The organism is Sulfitobacter sp. W074, from assembly GCF_025142275.1.
Taxonomy (GTDB): Bacteria; Pseudomonadota; Alphaproteobacteria; order Rhodobacterales; family Rhodobacteraceae; genus Sulfitobacter; species Sulfitobacter profundi.
In genome coordinates this window covers 1,097,208-1,115,080 of the sequence record NZ_CP081130.1, presented here as the reverse complement: position 1 = coordinate 1,115,080, position 17,873 = coordinate 1,097,208, and the positions used below count along the sequence as shown (strand labels likewise).

Genomic DNA, 17,873 nt, shown 5'->3' with positions numbered 1-17,873 from the left:
TAAAATGAGAAAAAGGGCGTCCGAGGAGGGCGCCCTTTTGTTTATCCTGATGTGATTTTTGATGATCGTTTAACCATCATGGACGAAATCCATGATCGGTTATATACAGCATTTAGCTGTTCCCTATTATTAAACGACATCACATAACGATCAGGCGCTGATCTTTTCAGCTTATGTGAGGGCTTCGCGTGCCTCTATCATGTGATCCGGGCAGTGATGGCCGTATGTGAGCTCGACCTGTTTTGTCGATGAATGACCCATAAAACCCGCCACCTGCCAAAGGTCCACACCCGCTTGGCACATCCATGTGGCGGCCGTATGGCGCAGGATGTGCGGCGTCACATTGTCAGGTAGCCCGGCGCGCTTGACTGTCATTTTCACGCCCTTCCAGACGCTCTTGAGAGGTTTGCCGTGATATTCGATCACATGATCACCCGCGGTGTTCTCACGGGCCTCTCTGAGGATCTCAACGATGCGATCCGAGACCGGAACCATAGCCCTCTTCTTGCGCCTTACTTTCACATCTTCATCTTCATCAGGCGACACGCGCAGATCGATCTGAGCCTTGTCGAAATGGATCTGATGCCATTGCAGTTCCAGGATGGCGCCATGCCGGCCTGCGGTGGCCAGGGCCAGCTCGATGAACAGACGGATATGCGGAGCGATACTGGCCTCAACCAGGTTGGCGGCCTCTTCTCTTGTTAGCCATCGCTCGCGCGGCGCTGAGGCATCTGGAAGATCGAAAGCCTTGGGCGGCAGGGTGAGCATCTCATGGTCCACAGAAAGCTTCCATGCGGCTCTGATGGTGCTCAGCTCCTGGCGGATCGTGGGACCCTTGACGCCTTCTGCACGGCGCGCTGCTGCGTATGTCTTGGACCACTTATAGCCGGCCGCGGAGAGCTGAACGTCTTCGGCGTGGCGCTTGATTGTGCCGATGACAAACTTCCATTTCTTGTCCCACATGCCATTGATCAGCATCCCGGGTTTTTTGACCTCGATCCAGTGATCGATGACATCGCCGATGGTTTCCAGTTCAGATCCGGAAGCTGACCCGCTGACCTCTTCGATGTATTTCATCATCTTACGAGTTGCGGCACCACGAGACATTTCTCCAGTTGAGATGCGGCGTTTGCCGTCTCTGATATGCCAAGCGTCCCGTCCCGGAACTTTCAAAATGTAGATATTTCGCTCTTTGACCTTACTCATCCAGCCTTATTCCTTTTCTCTCACCCTGCCTCTTTGGTCTCTGTCTGGAGCTGGCGCTCGATCTCTTCGACGATGCGCACGGCCATCCCGGCCGGGAGTTCTGTGTTGATGCGGAGCATAAGATAGCCTGCCCGCCGACTCATCGCTGGCGTCATCTGATAGATCGGATCACCCTCGATCTCTGTCATCTCGACATCATCCAGCCCGGTGGCGTCAGGGTTGATATCGGATGGCTTGACCTTGAGCGCCCGGGCGATCGCGATCAGCTTTTTCGCGGGCGGCGGGGTCTTGCCATGGTAATATCTCCCGAAGGCGTCTCGCTTGAGCCCTGAGGCCTCGGCGACTTCGGATTGCTGCAAGTTGCGCTCCTCTAGTATTCGTTGGAGGTTCTGCGCGAAAATTGGCATCTCGTCTGTCTCGACAACTTCCATGGTCTTATCCCCTGAGTGTGATATCTTATTTCACATCATTAACACGAAAGCAGACAAAATCAAGCAATACAGGACAGCACACCCCCTCCTATAATCGAATACTGCAACCGGATTTGACGGAATGATGACACACCAGATCGGCATAATTACAGATTGACTGTCCATAACGTAGTTGCTTCTGATTTCTAGAAATCAGCCAATATTCTCGACACCCCACGAACGAGGCTCGCCCATGATCACAGCATTCAAATCCACCGGCGAAGTTTAGAAAAATGCCGACTGAGCATCATGGTCAGCATTTTCCGGAGGGAGCGATATAGGGCGGTAGCCTATTCCACCCGCACGGAGGCAGTTTGAGCTCTCGGCCGCTCCGCAGCGTTTCCGTCTGACCGGCCCTTTGTCGGTGCGTTGAACGGGAATTCCGCAGGCAATTTACTTTCACTATGAAGGTGCCTCCACCTGACGAAGATTGACTTGGGCATCTGGATCGCGGCGATCTAACTCATGTTGACGTCCTCCAGGAGAACTCAAATCCATTAAGGCCACTCTGTAAAACTTGGCTGATCACGACCAATCGCTAGGTTGCAGCTCGGTGAGCATCAACAACCTGACAAAACCCTACAGTTCTAGATGACATTCACTTCCGTCACCGAAACCGGAGCATATCCGGGGTGAGATCAGCGACCCGTGTCACGCCCATAAGGCGCATGTCGCGGGTGATTTCGGCGGTCAACTGGGTCAGCATGCGCTCGATCCCAGGCTGGCCTGCCGCGGTAAGCGCGTAGAGATAAGCACGGCCCAGACCTACAGCTTTCGCACCTATCGCCAGCGCCTTGAGAACATGAGTTCCGCGCTGGAACCCACCATCGACCATCACGTCGATCTTGTCGCCGACCGCCTGAACGATCTCGTCAAGCTGATCGAAAGCTGTCCGTGATCCGTCCAACTGTCGACCGCCGTGATTTGAAAGAACGATGCCCTGACACCCAATCTCGGCGGCCTTCTCTGCATCCTCTACGCTCATAACGCCTTTGAGGCAGAATGGCCCGCCCCACTCGCTGACCATGCGTTCAACATCGTCCCAGTTCATCGACGGGTCGAGCATATCTGTAAAATAGCGCCCGATGGTAAGCGTATCGCCCTTCATGTCGACGTGGGCGTCGAGCTGCGGCAGACTGAACTTCTCATGGGTAAGATAGTTGATTCCCCACATCGGTTTGACCGCAAACTGGATCATACCGCCCAATGTTAGGCGAAAAGGGATCGAAAAGCCCGAACGCAGGTCACGTTCGCGGTTCCCGCCAGTGATGCTATCGACGGTGAGCATTATTACATTTATGCCGCTCTCTTTTGCATTCTGCATCATTGCAGAATTAAGACCGCGATCCTTATGGAAATAAAATTGGTAGACCTGCGGTGTCTCGTGTTTCGCCGCCAGTTCGGCCATTGAGACCGTGCCCAGAGACGAAACCCCGAACATCGTCCCAAATTTTGCCGCCGCTGCCGCCGTGGCATGTTCGCCTTCGTGATGGAACAAGCGCTGTAGCGCAGTCGGCGACAGGTAGACCGGAAGATCGAGCTTTTGCCCCATGACCTCGGTCGAGAGATCGACATCGGTCACACCGCGCAGCACGTTGGGCACGAGATCGACGTTCTCGAAGGCTTCCTTATTCCGGCGCAGAGTAACTTCGTCATCCGCACCACCGTCAATGTAATTGAAGAGCGGGCCAGGGAGGCGGCGCTCGGCCAAGCGGCGGAAATCGTGGATGTTGTGACAATCGGTTAGACGCATGTCGCTTCCTTTTGAACTCTGGCGCGCCAGGCTGCGGCGTAGTGCGTAAGCAACGGGTTTTGCGAAGGCGCAACCTGAAGGGTGTGTGGCGGAGAAGAATTCTCGGCGTACAACATGGCGGCACCGACGGAGGTGCCGGTTGCGGATACCGCAATGTCGACCCCGCCTGCGTGCAGTGAAGCGAGCATGTCGAGATATTCCCGGTTGCGGGCGAAAGGGCCTTCGACGATCACCGGGCCGTCCGCGCCGACAAGATCAAGACAGGTCTTTGTCATGAGTGCGAGATAGAACCCGAGCGCGGCCATGCGCTGGCCCTGCCCCTGCGGGTCTTTTGTCCAAGTGGCTGGGCGCCCCCTGAACGGTCCCGATCCCGGCTCTACCGCAGGCAAAAGCATGATCTCGTCAGCGAGTACCAACGCGCGATCTGCATCGGTCACACTCGTATCAGCGCCAGCGCGGATGATCTCATATTCCCGCCCCCCCATAAACCGGGCCGAGGGCACGGCTTGTCCAAGAGCATTGACATTCACGAGTGTATCGCGGCCCGGGTCGAGCGAGGTTGCCTGCCCCTCGACGGACATAACCACCACCCACGTGCCGGTAGACACAACGGAAAACGCCCCAATACGACCCAAGAGATGGGGCAGAAGAGAAGCGTTTGAATCATGGATGCCGCAAACCACTGGCGTATCCTGCGACAGGCCGGTGCGCGCTGCGATGTCCGGGGCTACGGTGCCCAGGACATCGCCCGAGGAATGCGCTACAGGAAGGCTGTCCGCGAGGCCAAGCCGCGCAACGAGAGAGGAGAACTGACCCTCCCACGGGTTCCAGAGATCAGTGTGACAACCCAAAGATGTGACATCCGTTGCCATTTGCCCAGTCAGACGAAAACCCCAATATTGCGGATAGGTAAGCACATGGGCGACGCGGTCCTTGAGCGTCGGATCGGTCTGGAATTGCCAGTAAAGCTGCGCGCCGAGGTTAAGCCCCATGCCAAGACGCGGTGAACCGGTTTCGGAGAACGGCGGGCGAAGTGCGTCATAGTCCGCGGCCAATGTGTCCGGCCCATCGTGCTCATAGTCGAGCATCGGCGCGGCGAGATTGCCCGCAGCATCAAGCAGGACTGCTGCGGCACCATGGGTTGTCACGGAAATGGCGTCAATCCCGTGACTTTTATGCAGCGTCGCGAGATGGTCCAGGAAGAACTCCCAATGCCTCTCAAGATCAAAATGCGGCCAAGGAGGTCCCTTCAAAACGGTGTTCGGGCGGGTGAAGACCGCGATTTCCGAGAGGCTTTCACCATCGACAAGCGCGAGCTTGGCGTTAGTCTTTCCGACATCGAGAACGGCGATATGACGCGGTATGGTCATGGCAAATGGAACACGGTTTCAAGCGGCTGGACTTTCGGGCTGTTGTTGACGTGGGTCTCCATGATGTCCGCCATATGCGCCCACCAGCGTTTCATCACCGGATTGTCAGGCAGAGCCCCCATGCCATGATCGTCGCGCCGCCAAAGTACCCCGAAAAGATGCCGCGTTTTAGGATCGTAATGGATCGAATAATCTTCCACACCCGCGTCTTGGAGCAACTCGATTAACTCAGGCCAGATCTCTTCATGGCGTTTGCGGTACTCATCCAGACACCCTTCGTTCAGGACCATCCGGAAGGCGTATTTCTCCATCATTTCCTCCGCAGGTTCTGGTAGATTCGGGGCAAGGCGATCACTCCGATCAAGAGCGCGCCGACCACGATGGACATCACAATTCCGGGCACATTCAACAAGCCAAGTCCGAAGGTCACCAGTCCCATGACAAAGGCCGCAATCACGACACCGGGGATCGTTCCTGCCCCCCCGAGAATACTGACCCCGCCAAGAACCACCATGGTAACGACCTCCAGCTCCATGCCTGACGCGATGGACGGCCGTGTCGACCCAAGCCGTGAGGTCAGACATACGGACGCCAGACCCGACATCAATCCTGTAAGCAGAAACAAAATCAGTTTTACTCGCTCAACACGAATGCCAGAAAAGGTCGCGGCGGTCGCATTGTTGCCGATGGCATAGACCGCGCGGCCAAAGTTGGTTTTGTGCAGTACCATGCCGTAGATCACGGCAAGGATCGCGAAGATCACCATTTCCACCGTAATCACCCAGAAGACATAGCCTTGCCCGAAAAACGCAAAGTCCGCCGGGTAGCCACGGAACGCGCCATCGCCCAGCACGATATAGCTGATACCGCGGAACAAGCTCATGGTCCCGATGGTGACGACAATGGACGGAAGCCCCAAGCGCGTGACCAGTACCCCGTTAAATGCGCCGCAAAGCAGGCCGGTCACGAGACCCGTTGCAACAATCGCGGGCGTGCCAAGCCCCGCTTGCATCACCACCCCCATCGCCGTAGACGAAAGCGCTATGATGGACGCCACCGACAGGTCAATTTCGCCTGCGATGATCAAAAGCGCCATCGCAAAAGCGATCATCGCCTTTTCGGTAAAGTTGAACGTCGCATCTGATAGGTTCCACGCGTTCAGGAAGTAGGGCGAGGCAAAGCTATTGAGGATGAAAATTCCGATTGCCACCAACAGTAAAAGGCTTTCCCAACTCCTTAAGGTGCGCGCCAGCGGTGTGCTGAGCCGGTCGGGGATATGACGGGTCGGTTGCGGTTGTGTCTTTGCAAAGCTCATTGTGCATGCTCCGCTGATTTAAGGATGACGCGCCCTTTCGAGCGACCGGCGCGCGAATTGAAGGTCACAGCAATGATGATCGCGGCCCCAGAAATAGCAAGTTGCCAGAAGGGCGAGACGTCAACTACGGGCAGCGCATTCTTGATGACCCCAAGAAACAGCGCGCCCAGAAGCGCGCCCCCGACTGTGGCCACGCCACCCGCGATGGACACGCCGCCAATCACACAGGCGGCCACGACATCCAGCTCGAAACCGCCCGCGATATCCACATAGGCAACCGCGTAGCGAGCCACCCAGAGATACCCGGCTAGACCGGCGAGCATGCCCGAGATCACGAAGGCGAGGAACTGTGTCCGTCCAACATTGATGCCGGTGTAGACCGCTGCATGCGGGTTGCCCCCCACCGCGAAAAAAGCGCGACCCAACGTGGTCCTGCTCATCACGACACCAAGGATCATAGTCACGATCACGGCGATCCATCCCAGGACCGGCACACCGATAATGCTCTCGCGCGGCAAAGCTTTGAACGCAGCGCTCATCTGGTGAGAATTCACCCAGCTTCCGTTGGTCAAAAGAAAAATGATGCCGCGGAAAATTGTCATAGTGCCCAGCGTCACGACAATCGGCGGAATCGACAGCTTCCAGACTAGAAAACCATTTACAGCACCCATGACTGCGCCAAGCCCTAACGCAAGCGCGACCAAAGCCAACACCGGCACACCGGGGAATGCCACGTTGACCAACGCGCAGATCATACCGGTCAACGCAAGGTTCGCCGCCACCGATAGGTCAATGGCGCGTGTCAAGATCACAACCATCTGCCCGAGCGCGAGAATGATCAGAGGAGCGGTGTCCGTAAACACGGCCACAAGGTTAGAAGGGGTGACGAACCCGGGGAAACGGCTTGCAACAAGGACCAACAGAAGCAGTATCGCACAAACAAGGATCGCCTCGCGGGATTTTAACAAAGTCATGCCGCCTCTCCTTCAGGTGAGATGCCCGCCGCGTGGCGGACGAGGGTTTCGGGAGTAAGATCTCCGCCTTCCAGCTCGGCCACGACCCGACCTTCACGCATGACGATCACACGGTCTGACATGCCAAGGATTTCGGGAATTTCTGAACTGACCATAATGACGGAAAGCCCTTCGGACGCGAGTTCAGACATGAAATCATGCACGGCGGCCTTGGACCCGATGTCGATGCCTTTGGTTGGCTCGTCGAGGATAATGACAGTCGGCTGCGTGGCCAGCCATTTAGCGATGACCACCTTTTGCTGGTTCCCGCCAGAAAGGCTTCCTACCGTGGTGTCCAGCGAGGCCGCGCGTAGATCGAGCCGTTCGGTATATTGACGCGCCAACGCGAATTCTTCGGCCATCTGGGTGAAGCCGTTTTTCGAAAGGCGAGGCAGGGACGGCAGGGTGATATTCTGGAAAATCGGCATGTCAAGGATCGCCCCCTGTTTGCCGCGATCTTCGGGGACATAGACGATCCCCGCGTCGATCGCATCGGCAGGAGAGCGGATCACCCGAACTTTGTCGTTCAAGCGGATTGCGCCTTTCGAGGGCCGTGTCACGCCAATCAGGCTCTGCATAAATTCCGATCGGCCCGCACCTACAAGGCCGTAAAATCCGAGAATTTCGCCACGCCGCAGATTGAAATGGATGTCTTCGAATTCGGTCGGGTGGCTGTAGCCCGCGACGGTGAGGACATCTTCACCAATCTCAGCGGCACGTTTGGGAAAAATCTGATCGACGGAGCGCCCGACCATCATCTTCACAAGGTCTGCTTCCGTGACATTCGCCATATCGCCCGCGCCTATAAACTGACCGTCACGGAACACGGTGTAGCGATCGGCGATGCGGAAAATTTCATCGAACTTGTGAGAGATGAACAGGATGGCTTTGCCCTGCGCTTTAAGCTTTCCGACAAGCTCATAGAGCTCTTCAATTTCTTTTCGGCCGAGCGCGGCAGTTGGTTCATCCATTATCACAACGCGGGCTTCGACAGAGAGGGCCCGGGCGATCGCAACGAGGTGGCGTGACGCGATGCCAAGGTCTTTGAGACGAACGCCTGCGTCGATCTGCGCGCCTATGCCGTCAAGAATATCTTGCGCTTTTGCTTGCATGACCGGCCGGTCAATGAGACCAAAGCGACCCCTCGGTGCGTGACCAAGAAAAATGTTCTCCGCGACAGACATTTCGTCGAAGAGCACGGTTTCCTGGTGAATCGCAGTCACGCCAGCAGCGGAGGCATCCTGCGCGGTGGCAAAATGGATCTCTTTTCCATCCAAGAGAACGCGCCCGCCATCTGGCTGATAAATACCAGTGAGGGTTTTCACCACGGTCGATTTGCCCGCCCCGTTTTCACCGATCAACGCCGTTACCTGCCCAGCATAAAGCTCAAGCGTGATGTCATCGAGCGCTTTGACGCCTGGAAATATCTTTGAAATGCTATCAAGCGCGAGAACCGGCGCGGCATGTGTCTGTGCATTGCCCATGGCTACCCCACTGGCTTTTGTCTGTTGGAAGGCTGAAATGGGCGACGCTATGGTTTATAAAGCGCCGCCCGCAAAGAACGTCTTCGAAGAGTTAGAAGATGTCTTTGAAGTCTAAGATGTTGGACTCGTCATAGACGAACGGATCGGCCATCGCGCCGGAGTTCGTCTCATCAAGCGTCACTTCGCCCATGCGGCCCATCGGGATACTGGCGCCCGGCTCGGCTACCGCGTCTCCTTTCGACAGGTGATAGGCAATCATCGCTGCCGAATACCCAAGATCAATCGGATTCCAGATCGCAAAGGACTTGGATGCACCGCTTTCAATCGCGCCGGCCATCTCGGACGGAAGACCAAGACCCGTCACGTTGACCTCGCCGACTTTGCCGGCATCGACCACAGCTTGAGCAGCAGCTACAATACCGACGGAAGTCGGCGCAATGATCGCATCGAGATCAGGGTAAGATTGCATGAGACCGGTGGCCTCACGGTAGGATTTGTCAGCGAGGTCGTCACCGTAGACGGTCGCGACCACCTCGACGCCCGGATAGTCGCCCATCACCTTGTTCATCTCGTCGATCCAAATGTTCTGGTTCGTTGAGGTCGTGGTGGCGGAGAGCACAGCAACTTCACCGCCATCGGGCAGTTCATCGGCAGCCAACTTAATGATCATATTGCCGATGAGCGGGTTGGATGAGGGGTTGAGGTGCATCTGGCGGCCCTCTTCGGCCACGCCGGAATCCCAAGAAATGACAGTGATCCCGCGCTGCATCGCTTTTTTCAGGGTCGGCACTAGCGCATCGGTATCGTTGGCGGACACGGCGATGGCATCGACATTTTGTGCGATCAGCGAGTTGATAACTTCGATCTGACCTTCGGCGGTGGTGTCCGTCGGGCCGGTGTAGATAATCTCCACATCCCCAAGTTCCGAAGCTGCCTCTTCGGCACCTTTTGCTGCCGCCTCGAAAAAGCCGATGCCGAGGGCTTTCACAACAAGCGCTATCCGCATGTCTTCGGCAGACGCGCCCCCCGCGAACAGGCCAGTGGCGATTGCAGCGGTCGTCAGAAGTTTTGTCAGTTTTTTCATTATAGTGTCCTCCCTAAGTCTCTTGGTTAATCTTGGCGCCCCATCTCCTAATCAGGACGCCACATTCTCCCGCGCCGCGCTAGACGGCGCGACGATGAGTTTGATGTCAGCCGCTTCAATCATGGCGGCCTCCCGATCCCCGATCCCCTCATCAGTGATCATTACGTCGATCCGGTCGAGCGAGCAGAGCACGAGGCTCGATCGGTGTTTAAATTTCGTTGAATCGACCAAAAGGACGAGTTCGTCCGCTTGGCCGATGAGCTTTTGTTCGGCCTGAATCAGCAAGGGATCGGCCTCCATGACTCCCAGTGGTGCTACGCCTTGCGCGCCCATAAACATGCGTCGTGCGTAGAAGTTTCGGGTCACATCATTGTCGAAGGGCGAAAGCACAATGTTTTGTTCGCGGTAAATCACGCCCCCGGAAATCAGCACCGAGTTCTTTGACGTTTTCAAGAGATGCTCGGCAATTGGGAAAGAGTTGGTGAAAACCTGACAGCGCCGCGTTGCGAGCGGATGCACCATCTGAAACGTCGTCGTGCCGCCATTGATGATGATCGGCTCCCCCTCTTCGACCAGATCGACCGCGGCGCGCGCGATTGCTTGTTTCTGCTTGATGTTGCGCGTTTCGTTCACGGCAAAAGGGCGCCCTGCAAGGCCGGGAAAAGGATTGGGCGCGATGGCCTCTGCCCCGCCGCGCACACGGCGCAGCTTCTTGGCGACGTGCAATGCAGCGATATCGCGACGAATCGTGGCCTCAGACGCTCCCGTCAGTCCGCAAAGCTCGGAAACGGACGCGACCGGACGCTCTTGAACTGCAGACAGAATGACTCCGTGGCGCTCTCTCTCGTGCATCGGTAAAGTTCCTCCCCAAGCTTGAACCGTGGCGCCCCAATCAATCAATGTCAATCATAAAATTCCATCTGTAGGGAGAAATCGATCAAATATGATCGTTAATGACTATTTATGATTGACAAAAAGTCAGTCGCCGCGCAGGTTTGGATCAACAAGAGACCATCCACTACCTGATGATCGGGAGGAGAACACCATGACATCCGCGTCTACGCGGCTCACTTCGCTTTGGGATGATGCCAAAGCGCAAGCTATGACCGAGCCTGAAAAACTTTTGTATCGCTCTAACCTATTGGGATCCGACAAGCGCGTTACTAATTACGGCGGCGGCAACACCTCGGCCAAGGTCATGGAGGACGACCCCCTGACGGGGGAAAACGCCGAAGTGCTCTGGGTCAAGGGCTCTGGCGGTGATGTTGGCTCGATCAAGATGGACGGGTTTGCGACTCTGTACATGGACAAGCTCCGTGCGCTTAAAGGTAAATATCATGGCGTCGAATTTGAGGATGAAATGGTCGGTTACCTGCCGCATTGCACCTTCAACTTGAACCCCCGCGCGGCCTCGATCGACACGCCTTTGCACGCCTATGTGCCGAAAAAACACGTCGACCACATGCACCCGGATGCGATCATCGCTATCGCGGCAGCGAGAGATTCCAAAGCCTTAACTCAAGAGATCTTTGGCAACGACATCGGTTGGCTGCCTTGGAAAAAGCCGGGCTACGAGTTGGGGCTGTGGCTTGAAAATTTCTGCCGTGAGAACCCGGATGCCAAAGGTGTCGTGCTTGAATCCCACGGTCTCTTTACATGGGATGATGATGCGAAAGCCTGTTACGAGCTGACGCTTGAGATTATCAACAAGGCCATTGCCTATTTCGAAGAGAAGACAGCAGATGTGCAGGCTTTCGGCGGTCCGGTGCATGAAAGTCTCGACCGCGAGGCTCGCCGCGACGTGGCTGCGAAACTGATGCCCGCGATCAGGGGCTTTGTCTCCGGCACGCAACATATGGTCGGCAATTTTGACGATTCCAAAACCGTACTCGAATTCGTCAACGCCAAGGACATGCGCGATCTCGCAGCTCTCGGCACCTCCTGCCCCGACCATTTCCTGCGGACCAAAATTCGGCCGCTCGTGGTGGACTTTGACCCTGCGAAAAGCAACCTTGAAGAGGTTCTTTCCGGTCTCGACGCCCAGATCGCCGCTTACCGCGAAGATTACGCGGCTTACTACGATCGCTGCAAACATGACGATTCACCTGCGCTTCGTGATCCGAATGCGGTTGTCTATTTAGTGCCGGGTGTCGGCATGATCACCTTTGCCAAGGATCGGGCTACTGCGCGTATCTCGGGCGAGTTCTACGTTAATGCGATCAATGTAATGCGCGGCTCTTCCGCCGTGTCTGAATATTGCGGCTTGCCGGAACAGGAAGCTTTCGACATCGAATACTGGCTGCTTGAGGAAGCCAAGCTTCAGCGTATGCCAAAACCGAAATCTCTCGCAGGCCGTGTAGCCCTTGTCACCGGCGGCGCTGGCGGGATAGGCGCGGCCACGGCGGCGCGTTATCTGCAGGAGGGCGCCTGCGTACTCTTGGCGGATATCAACGAGGCCGCCTTGGACGAGGTCCGGTCCGGCTTCGCCAAGCAATACGGCGCGGATGTTGTGCGCTCCGCAGTGATGAATGTCACCGATGAGAGCGCAGTGGCCAATGCCTATGCCTATAGCGCGGTAGAATTCGGCGGAGTCGATATTCTCGTGTCGAATGCGGGCATAGCTTCCTCGGCAGCGGTCGAGGACACGACACTTGAACTGTGGAACAAGAACATGGACATCCTGTCCACGGGCTATTTCCTCGTTTCTCGCGAGGCTTTTAAGGTGATGCGCACGCAGGGCATCGGCGGCTCCATCGTATTCGTGGCGTCAAAGAACGGCCTCGCTGCCAGTCCGAATGCCTCAGCCTATTGCACGGCGAAGGCCTCGGAAATCCACCTCGCGCGTTGTCTGGCGCTTGAAGGGGCCGAAGCGGGCATTCGTGTAAACGTGGTAAATCCCGACGCCGTGCTGCGTGGGTCCAAGATCTGGGAAGGCGATTGGCTGGAACAGCGCGCAGACACTCACGGCACTGACAAAGAGGGGCTGGAGGAAATGTATCGTCAGCGCTCAATGCTCAAACGTTCAGTGCTACCGGAAGACATCGCGGAAGCGGCCTATTTCTTCGCTTCGGAACAATCGGCAAAATCGACCGGCAACATCGTAAATGTCGACGCTGGCAACGTGCAGGCCTTTACCCGCTGAGCGAGTGCAAAGACAGCACCGCACAGTCCAATCTGCGCGCCCGTTATAAAGAAGGGCCGGGCGCGCGGTTTTCACTGGAGGAAATCATGATCAATACCACCATCATCGAGGCCCAGAACGCCACGCGCGATGCAGACCTGAAAAATGACTACGACGCTTTGGGCGACAAATTGTCCCGCGACGGAATCGACATTGACGCCCTCAAAGGCCGCGCAAAGGGCTTTTCCGTAGCTGTGCCGAGTTGGGGTACGGGAACCGGTGGCACGCGCTTTGCCCGCTTCCCTGGTGAGGGCGAGCCACGCGACATTTTCGACAAGCTCGACGATTGTGGTGTGATCCATAAGTTGACGGGGGCCGCATCCTCCGTGTCGCTCCATATTCCATGGGACAAGGCCGCGCCTTCTGATCTTTTGAGCAAAGCCGAGGAGCATGGACTAAGCTTTGATGCAATGAACTCGAACACCTTCCAAGACCAGCCAGATCAGGCCCAGTCGTATAAATTCGGTTCGCTCAGCCATGTTGACGCGGCAACCCGTGCGCAGGCAGTCGAACACAACCTCGAATGTATCGAAATCGGTCAAAGCATCGGCTCCAAGGCTCTCACGGTCTGGATCGGAGATGGTGCGAACTTTCCCGGCCAAACCCATATGGGTCGCCAGTTCGAGCGCTACCTGACCTCCATGAAAGATATCTACAAAGGCCTGCCGAAAGATTGGTCGATCTTTTCTGAACACAAAATATATGAACCGGCGTTCTATTCGACGGTGGTTCAGGACTGGGGCACTTCGCTTTTGACAGCGCAGGAACTGGGGGACAAGGCGAAGTGCCTCGTAGATCTCGGCCACCACGCACCGAATGTGAATATCGAGATGATCGTCTCACGGCTAATCCACGCAGGCAAGCTCGGGGGCTTTCATTTCAACGATTCGAAATACGGCGACGATGATCTCGACAGCGGGACCATTGAACCCTACCGGTTGTTCCTCGTCTGGAATGAACTGGTCGACGCCGAAGGTACGCCGGACCTCGATCTGTCCCATATGATTGACCAGAGCCACAACGTGACTGATCCGATCGAGAGCCTTATGATTTCGGCGGTCGAAATCCAGCGCGCTTTTGTACAGGCAAGCCTCGTGGATCGCGCCGTACTTGCGGGCTATCAGGACAAAAATGACGCGCTCATGGCCTCTGCCACCCTACGCGCGGCTTTCCGTACGGATGTTGAGCCTATTCTGCAAATGTCGCGCCTCGAAACCGGTGCGGCCATCGATCCAGTCATGACCTACCGCGCGTCTGGGTATCGCGCAAAGGTCGCAGCCGCCCGGCCCAAGGTCTCCGGCGCGGGCGGCGGGATTGTCTGACAGGCTCTGAACTATAATGACTTACGCGGAAAGCTCCATTTCCATTTTTTTCGAAATGATAAGGGCTCTCACCTCGTTAGGCGAAGTTTGCTTGAAGCTCTGCGTGTAGCCTCGGGACTTGATTGGCTCAAGATATTCCTCCGATACAGACAGCCTTGAGTTCAAGAAAATCTTCGATCCCGTATTTAGATCCTTCCCGGCCAAGGCCCGATTGCTTGATGCCGCCGAAAGGGGCCACTTCGGTTGAGATTAAGCCAGTGTTTACACCGACCATGCCGCTTTCAAGCGCCTCGGCCACGCGCCAGACGCGCGACAAGTCATTGGCATAAAAGTAAGATGCGAGCCCGAACTCACTGTCATTTGCCATGTCAACGACTTCAGCTTCGTCTTCGAACCGGACCAGTGCGGCCAATGGACCAAAGGTCTCGTCACGGCAGACTAACATTCTCGGTGAGACATCCCGCAGCACCGTAGGTGTGAAGAAGGTACCGACTGCATCCAAGCGGTTGCCCCCAGTCATAATTTTAGCGCCTTTGGCTATTGCATCGGCGATATGCGCCTCGACCTTGGTGACAGCAGCTTCGTTTATCAGCGGCCCCATGGTAGTGTCTTGGTCAAAACCATTACCGACGCGGAGGTCTTGGGCCTTGGCCGTCAACTTCTCTACAAAAACATCATAGACGTTTGATTGGACGTAGATCCGATTAGCACAGACACAAGTCTGACCGTTGTTGCGGAACTTGGCGATCATCGCGCCTTCGACCGCCGCGTCGATGTCCGCATCGTCAAAGACAATGAAAGGCGCATTGCCGCCTAGCTCCAGCGACAATTTCTTGATCGTCCCGGCTGCCTGCTTCATCAGAATCTTGCCCACGTTGGTCGATCCAGTGAAGGTGATCTTGCCCACCTTCTGGTTGGCACAGAGTTCTTGGCCTACACCCGCTGAATCGGTGGAGGGGACAACGTTAAATACTCCAGCCGGAATGCCCGCGCGTTCGCCAAGCACCGCCATGGCAAGTGCGGACAGTGGAGTTTGCTCGGCGGGGCGGGCCACAAAAGTACAGCCCGCAGCCAGTGCCGGGGCGACCTTGCGCGCGATCATGGCATTAGGGAAATTCCACGGTGTAATCGATCCCACGACGCCTACCGGCTGCTTCAACACCATAATGCGCTTGTCACGTTGATGGCCCGGAATGATATCGCCGTAAATTCGTTTGGCTTCTTCGGCGAACCACTCGATGAAGGACGCGCCATAGAGAATTTCGCCGCGGGCCTCAGACCAAGGTTTGCCATTCTCGGCGGTCAGAATGGTGGCTAGATCGTCCGCGTTCTTAACCATTAAGTCATTCCAATTTCGCAGAATGATAGCGCGCTCTTTGCCGGTCATCGCAGCCCATGCGGGCCCCGCAGCATAGGCCGCGTCGATCGCTCGCGCCGTCGCTGCTGCGTCAAAGTCTGCGACCTGTGCAACGGTATGTCCCGTCGCGGGATCGACAACCCCGAATTTGGTTGGCCCTTCAATCCAACGCCCGTCCACATAGGCGCGGGTTTCCAAAAGGCTGGGATCACTCAGATTTAATGGCATCAGGCGCTCCATCGTGCGTGTTCTTTTTTTATTGCGCCGATAGTAGCTTCGAAATTGAAGAGCTTTCCGGCAATCGCTGCGTTGGTGACGGCTCCGAGGGCAAGAAGTTGGAATACATTGCCGTAGGAGCCAAAATTTAGTTGTATTGGGCCCTTGCGAAGGGGCTGGTCTCGGATGCTATTGGCCATCTCAAGCTTTGGAGCTTTGGTCTGCGGGGTGTAAATTCTAGGTGCGGCTATAAAGCTATGACAGCGCACACTTATTCTTTTTGGTATGTGGCACCTCACCCGCGAATTTAATTCGCAGATGAGGTCGAGGATGTACGGGGTCTTTAAGCTATTGAGAAATATCATGATTTTTCGCCACATGATCCAGTGCCTGCATCAGGAATGGGCGGAACAGTTCAGGGTGTTCCGTTGCGGGGAAATGCCCGAGGCCGTTCATGACAAGATGCAGCGCGCCGGGGATATCTTTCGCCAAACGGGCTCCATCTTCCGGCGTTGCTGAGAAATCGTAAGTGCCGGACAGAAGTGCAACGGGCGTGCGAGCGGCGTCAATCTGAGGGCCAATCTCGCCGCCATCGAATTCTTCGCTGTAGAATGCAAGGTCCCCGCGATATATGCCCGGTGCGCCCTGCGTGTAGATCCAGCTTGCTAAGCGACGTCGGTGCAGCGGGCTTGTGGGGCTCATCAAGCCCCGGGTGAAGGCACTGTTATGCAGGCCAGCATGAATTCCGACGTGGTCCTGATGCGGATTACGCCGTCCCTTGGAGCGGTAGGGAGGTTCGAGCGCAATGACAGCGCGGGTAAGCGCGGGCCTTTCCGCTGCCATTACCAAAGCAATCGCCGCCCCCATCGATCCGCCGACAAGCACTGCTGGGCTACCGACAACACCTTCGATAAACGCAGTGACCCAATCGCGGTAAATTTCTGCTGTAAGGTGATATGGCCCACCGTCCCAGCCATCGGGCGGCATGGTGCGCCCATGGAACGGCATATCCGGCGCAAAGAGCGTAAAGCGACTGGCGAGCTCGGTGTCCGCCATTTGCTCGAGATATTGCCGTGCATCGGCGCCCGCGGTATGCAGAAAAACCAGCGGCACATCGCCCTGCCCCGCAACCTCATAGAACATTTGACATGGCCCCTGTGACGTAGCGACCCGAGCGTAGCGTCCGGAGATTTGGCGATGGTCTGTTTTCGTAGGCGTAGCTTGCGCGGGGGCAACGGGAGCTAGACATTCCACCAGTCGGTCTAATGCTGCGCGCGCCCGGCCAATTGTCTCGGCATCACCCGACACCTCGAACGACGGGTTGGCGATCTGCAATGCAGTAAAGCTGTTATGCAGCGGAGGTTGCGGATGCGCAACAAGCGCGTCCCAACCTTCGGCCTCTCCCGTCACAACAATCTCGGGCATCTCGCCATCGACCAGTGCTATCTTGCCATCCACGATGTGCAGCGTTACCGGATCGTCTGGCAGATCGAACCTCACTCGGACATTGAGATGCGGGCTGTTCCGACGCAACTCAGAGTCGTGCGCGGCCGCTTCTATGCGGGCGCGAAATATAGTTCCGAGCGCCATTTCAGTCTTCGAACTCGCGCATGACTTCCTGCGCGGTGCGAAAACTGTCAATCCCGGCAGGCACACCACAGTAGATTGTGATCTGCATGAAGATCTCGCGCAGCTCCTCTTTGGTGATGCCGTTGCGCAGCGCGCCGCGGACATGCAGCTTCAGTTCGTCTTTGCGCCCTAGTGCGGCAATCATGCCAAGGTTCAGGATTGAACGCGCACGCCGGTCGAGGCCAGGGCGATTCCATATCGTATCCCAGCAATACTCCGTAACCAGCTCTTGCATGGGAAAGTTGTATTCGGTCGCATTATTCACCGATTGGTCAACATAGGTATCCCCCAAGACTTCGCGCCGGGTCTGAAGCCCCTTCTCGAAACTCTCTGAGACCTTTGACAAGTCGGGTTTGGATGAAACATTCATTTAGAACTCCTTTTAGGTTGAGACAATGAGCCTAGCCGCTATATTATGCGACAATCTGACAATTTGGATGGTGCGTCATGCCATGGCGCCCGGCGCATTCAGG

At 56.3% G+C, this 17,873-nt stretch carries 15 protein-coding genes; 2 read left to right on the top strand and 13 right to left on the bottom strand.

The features are described from left to right. Nucleotides 1–171: 171 nt before the first annotated feature. From K3762_RS05490 to K3762_RS05445, 10 genes are all read right to left on the bottom strand, one after another. Nucleotides 172–1,206, bottom strand: coding sequence for a site-specific integrase (locus tag K3762_RS05490; RefSeq protein ID WP_260012159.1), 1,035 nt, complete (start codon nucleotides 1,204–1,206; stop codon nucleotides 172–174). A 20-nt stretch (nucleotides 1,207–1,226) separates the two neighbouring features. Then, entirely contained in the window at nucleotides 1,227–1,637 is a 411-nt protein-coding gene (locus K3762_RS05485; RefSeq protein WP_260012157.1) for a helix-turn-helix transcriptional regulator, read from the bottom strand. A 646-nt stretch (nucleotides 1,638–2,283) separates the two neighbouring features. After that, complete coding sequence (locus tag K3762_RS05480; protein ID WP_260012155.1) at nucleotides 2,284–3,429, bottom strand: alpha-hydroxy acid oxidase; 1,146 nt, start codon at nucleotides 3,427–3,429, stop codon at nucleotides 2,284–2,286. Continuing rightward, on the bottom strand, nucleotides 3,420–4,799 hold the full coding sequence (locus K3762_RS05475; protein WP_260012151.1) for an FGGY-family carbohydrate kinase: 1,380 nt from the start codon (nucleotides 4,797–4,799) through the stop codon (nucleotides 3,420–3,422). The genes K3762_RS05480 and K3762_RS05475 overlap by 10 nt, the downstream gene beginning before the upstream one ends. Continuing rightward, a complete protein-coding gene (locus K3762_RS05470; protein ID WP_260012148.1) occupies nucleotides 4,796–5,110 on the bottom strand; it encodes an L-rhamnose mutarotase in 315 nt (104 codons plus the stop codon). Before K3762_RS05470 ends, K3762_RS05475 begins: the two co-directional genes overlap by 4 nt. After that, on the bottom strand, nucleotides 5,110–6,114 hold the full coding sequence (locus K3762_RS05465) for an ABC transporter permease (protein WP_260012145.1): 1,005 nt from the start codon (nucleotides 6,112–6,114) through the stop codon (nucleotides 5,110–5,112). The genes K3762_RS05470 and K3762_RS05465 overlap by 1 nt, the downstream gene beginning before the upstream one ends. Next, a complete protein-coding gene (locus K3762_RS05460; RefSeq protein WP_260012141.1) occupies nucleotides 6,111–7,088 on the bottom strand; it encodes an ABC transporter permease in 978 nt (325 codons plus the stop codon). The genes K3762_RS05465 and K3762_RS05460 overlap by 4 nt, the downstream gene beginning before the upstream one ends. Continuing rightward, nucleotides 7,085–8,611 (bottom strand): sugar ABC transporter ATP-binding protein, encoded by a 1,527-nt coding sequence (locus tag K3762_RS05455; protein ID WP_260012134.1) that lies wholly within the window; start codon nucleotides 8,609–8,611, stop codon nucleotides 7,085–7,087. Before K3762_RS05455 ends, K3762_RS05460 begins: the two co-directional genes overlap by 4 nt. Nucleotides 8,612–8,702: 91 nt before the next feature. After that, nucleotides 8,703–9,695: a rhamnose ABC transporter substrate-binding protein gene (gene rhaS, locus K3762_RS05450; protein WP_260012132.1), complete on the bottom strand. Its 993-nt coding sequence runs from the start codon at nucleotides 9,693–9,695 to the stop codon at nucleotides 8,703–8,705. A gap of 51 nt (nucleotides 9,696–9,746) precedes the next feature. Then, nucleotides 9,747–10,547 carry a DeoR/GlpR family DNA-binding transcription regulator gene (locus tag K3762_RS05445; RefSeq protein ID WP_260012790.1) on the bottom strand — a complete coding sequence of 267 codons (801 nt, stop codon included), beginning with the start codon at nucleotides 10,545–10,547 and terminating at the stop codon, nucleotides 9,747–9,749. Nucleotides 10,548–10,740: 193 nt separating this feature from the next. On the opposite strand from K3762_RS05445, the gene K3762_RS05440 reads away from it, so the two are divergent. Together K3762_RS05440 and rhaI are read left to right on the top strand one after the other, a co-directional pair. After that, nucleotides 10,741–12,837, top strand: a complete 2,097-nt coding sequence (locus tag K3762_RS05440) for a bifunctional rhamnulose-1-phosphate aldolase/short-chain dehydrogenase (protein ID WP_260012788.1) — start codon at nucleotides 10,741–10,743, stop codon at nucleotides 12,835–12,837. An 86-nt stretch (nucleotides 12,838–12,923) separates the two neighbouring features. Next, on the top strand, nucleotides 12,924–14,198 hold the full coding sequence (rhaI, locus tag K3762_RS05435; RefSeq protein ID WP_260012126.1) for an L-rhamnose catabolism isomerase: 1,275 nt from the start codon (nucleotides 12,924–12,926) through the stop codon (nucleotides 14,196–14,198). 127 nt (nucleotides 14,199–14,325) lie between these two features. Here the strand turns inward: rhaI and K3762_RS05430 are convergent, their stop codons facing one another. From K3762_RS05430 to K3762_RS05420, 3 genes are all read right to left on the bottom strand, one after another. Next, complete coding sequence (locus tag K3762_RS05430) at nucleotides 14,326–15,795, bottom strand: NAD-dependent succinate-semialdehyde dehydrogenase (protein ID WP_260012117.1); 1,470 nt, start codon at nucleotides 15,793–15,795, stop codon at nucleotides 14,326–14,328. Nucleotides 15,796–16,119: 324 nt separating this feature from the next. Then, nucleotides 16,120–17,361: an alpha/beta fold hydrolase gene (locus tag K3762_RS05425; RefSeq protein ID WP_260012114.1), complete on the bottom strand. Its 1,242-nt coding sequence runs from the start codon at nucleotides 17,359–17,361 to the stop codon at nucleotides 16,120–16,122. A 1-nt stretch (nucleotide 17,362) separates the two neighbouring features. Next, entirely contained in the window at nucleotides 17,363–17,770 is a 408-nt protein-coding gene (locus K3762_RS05420) for a carboxymuconolactone decarboxylase family protein (RefSeq protein WP_260012112.1), read from the bottom strand. Nucleotides 17,771–17,873: the final 103 nt, after the last annotated feature.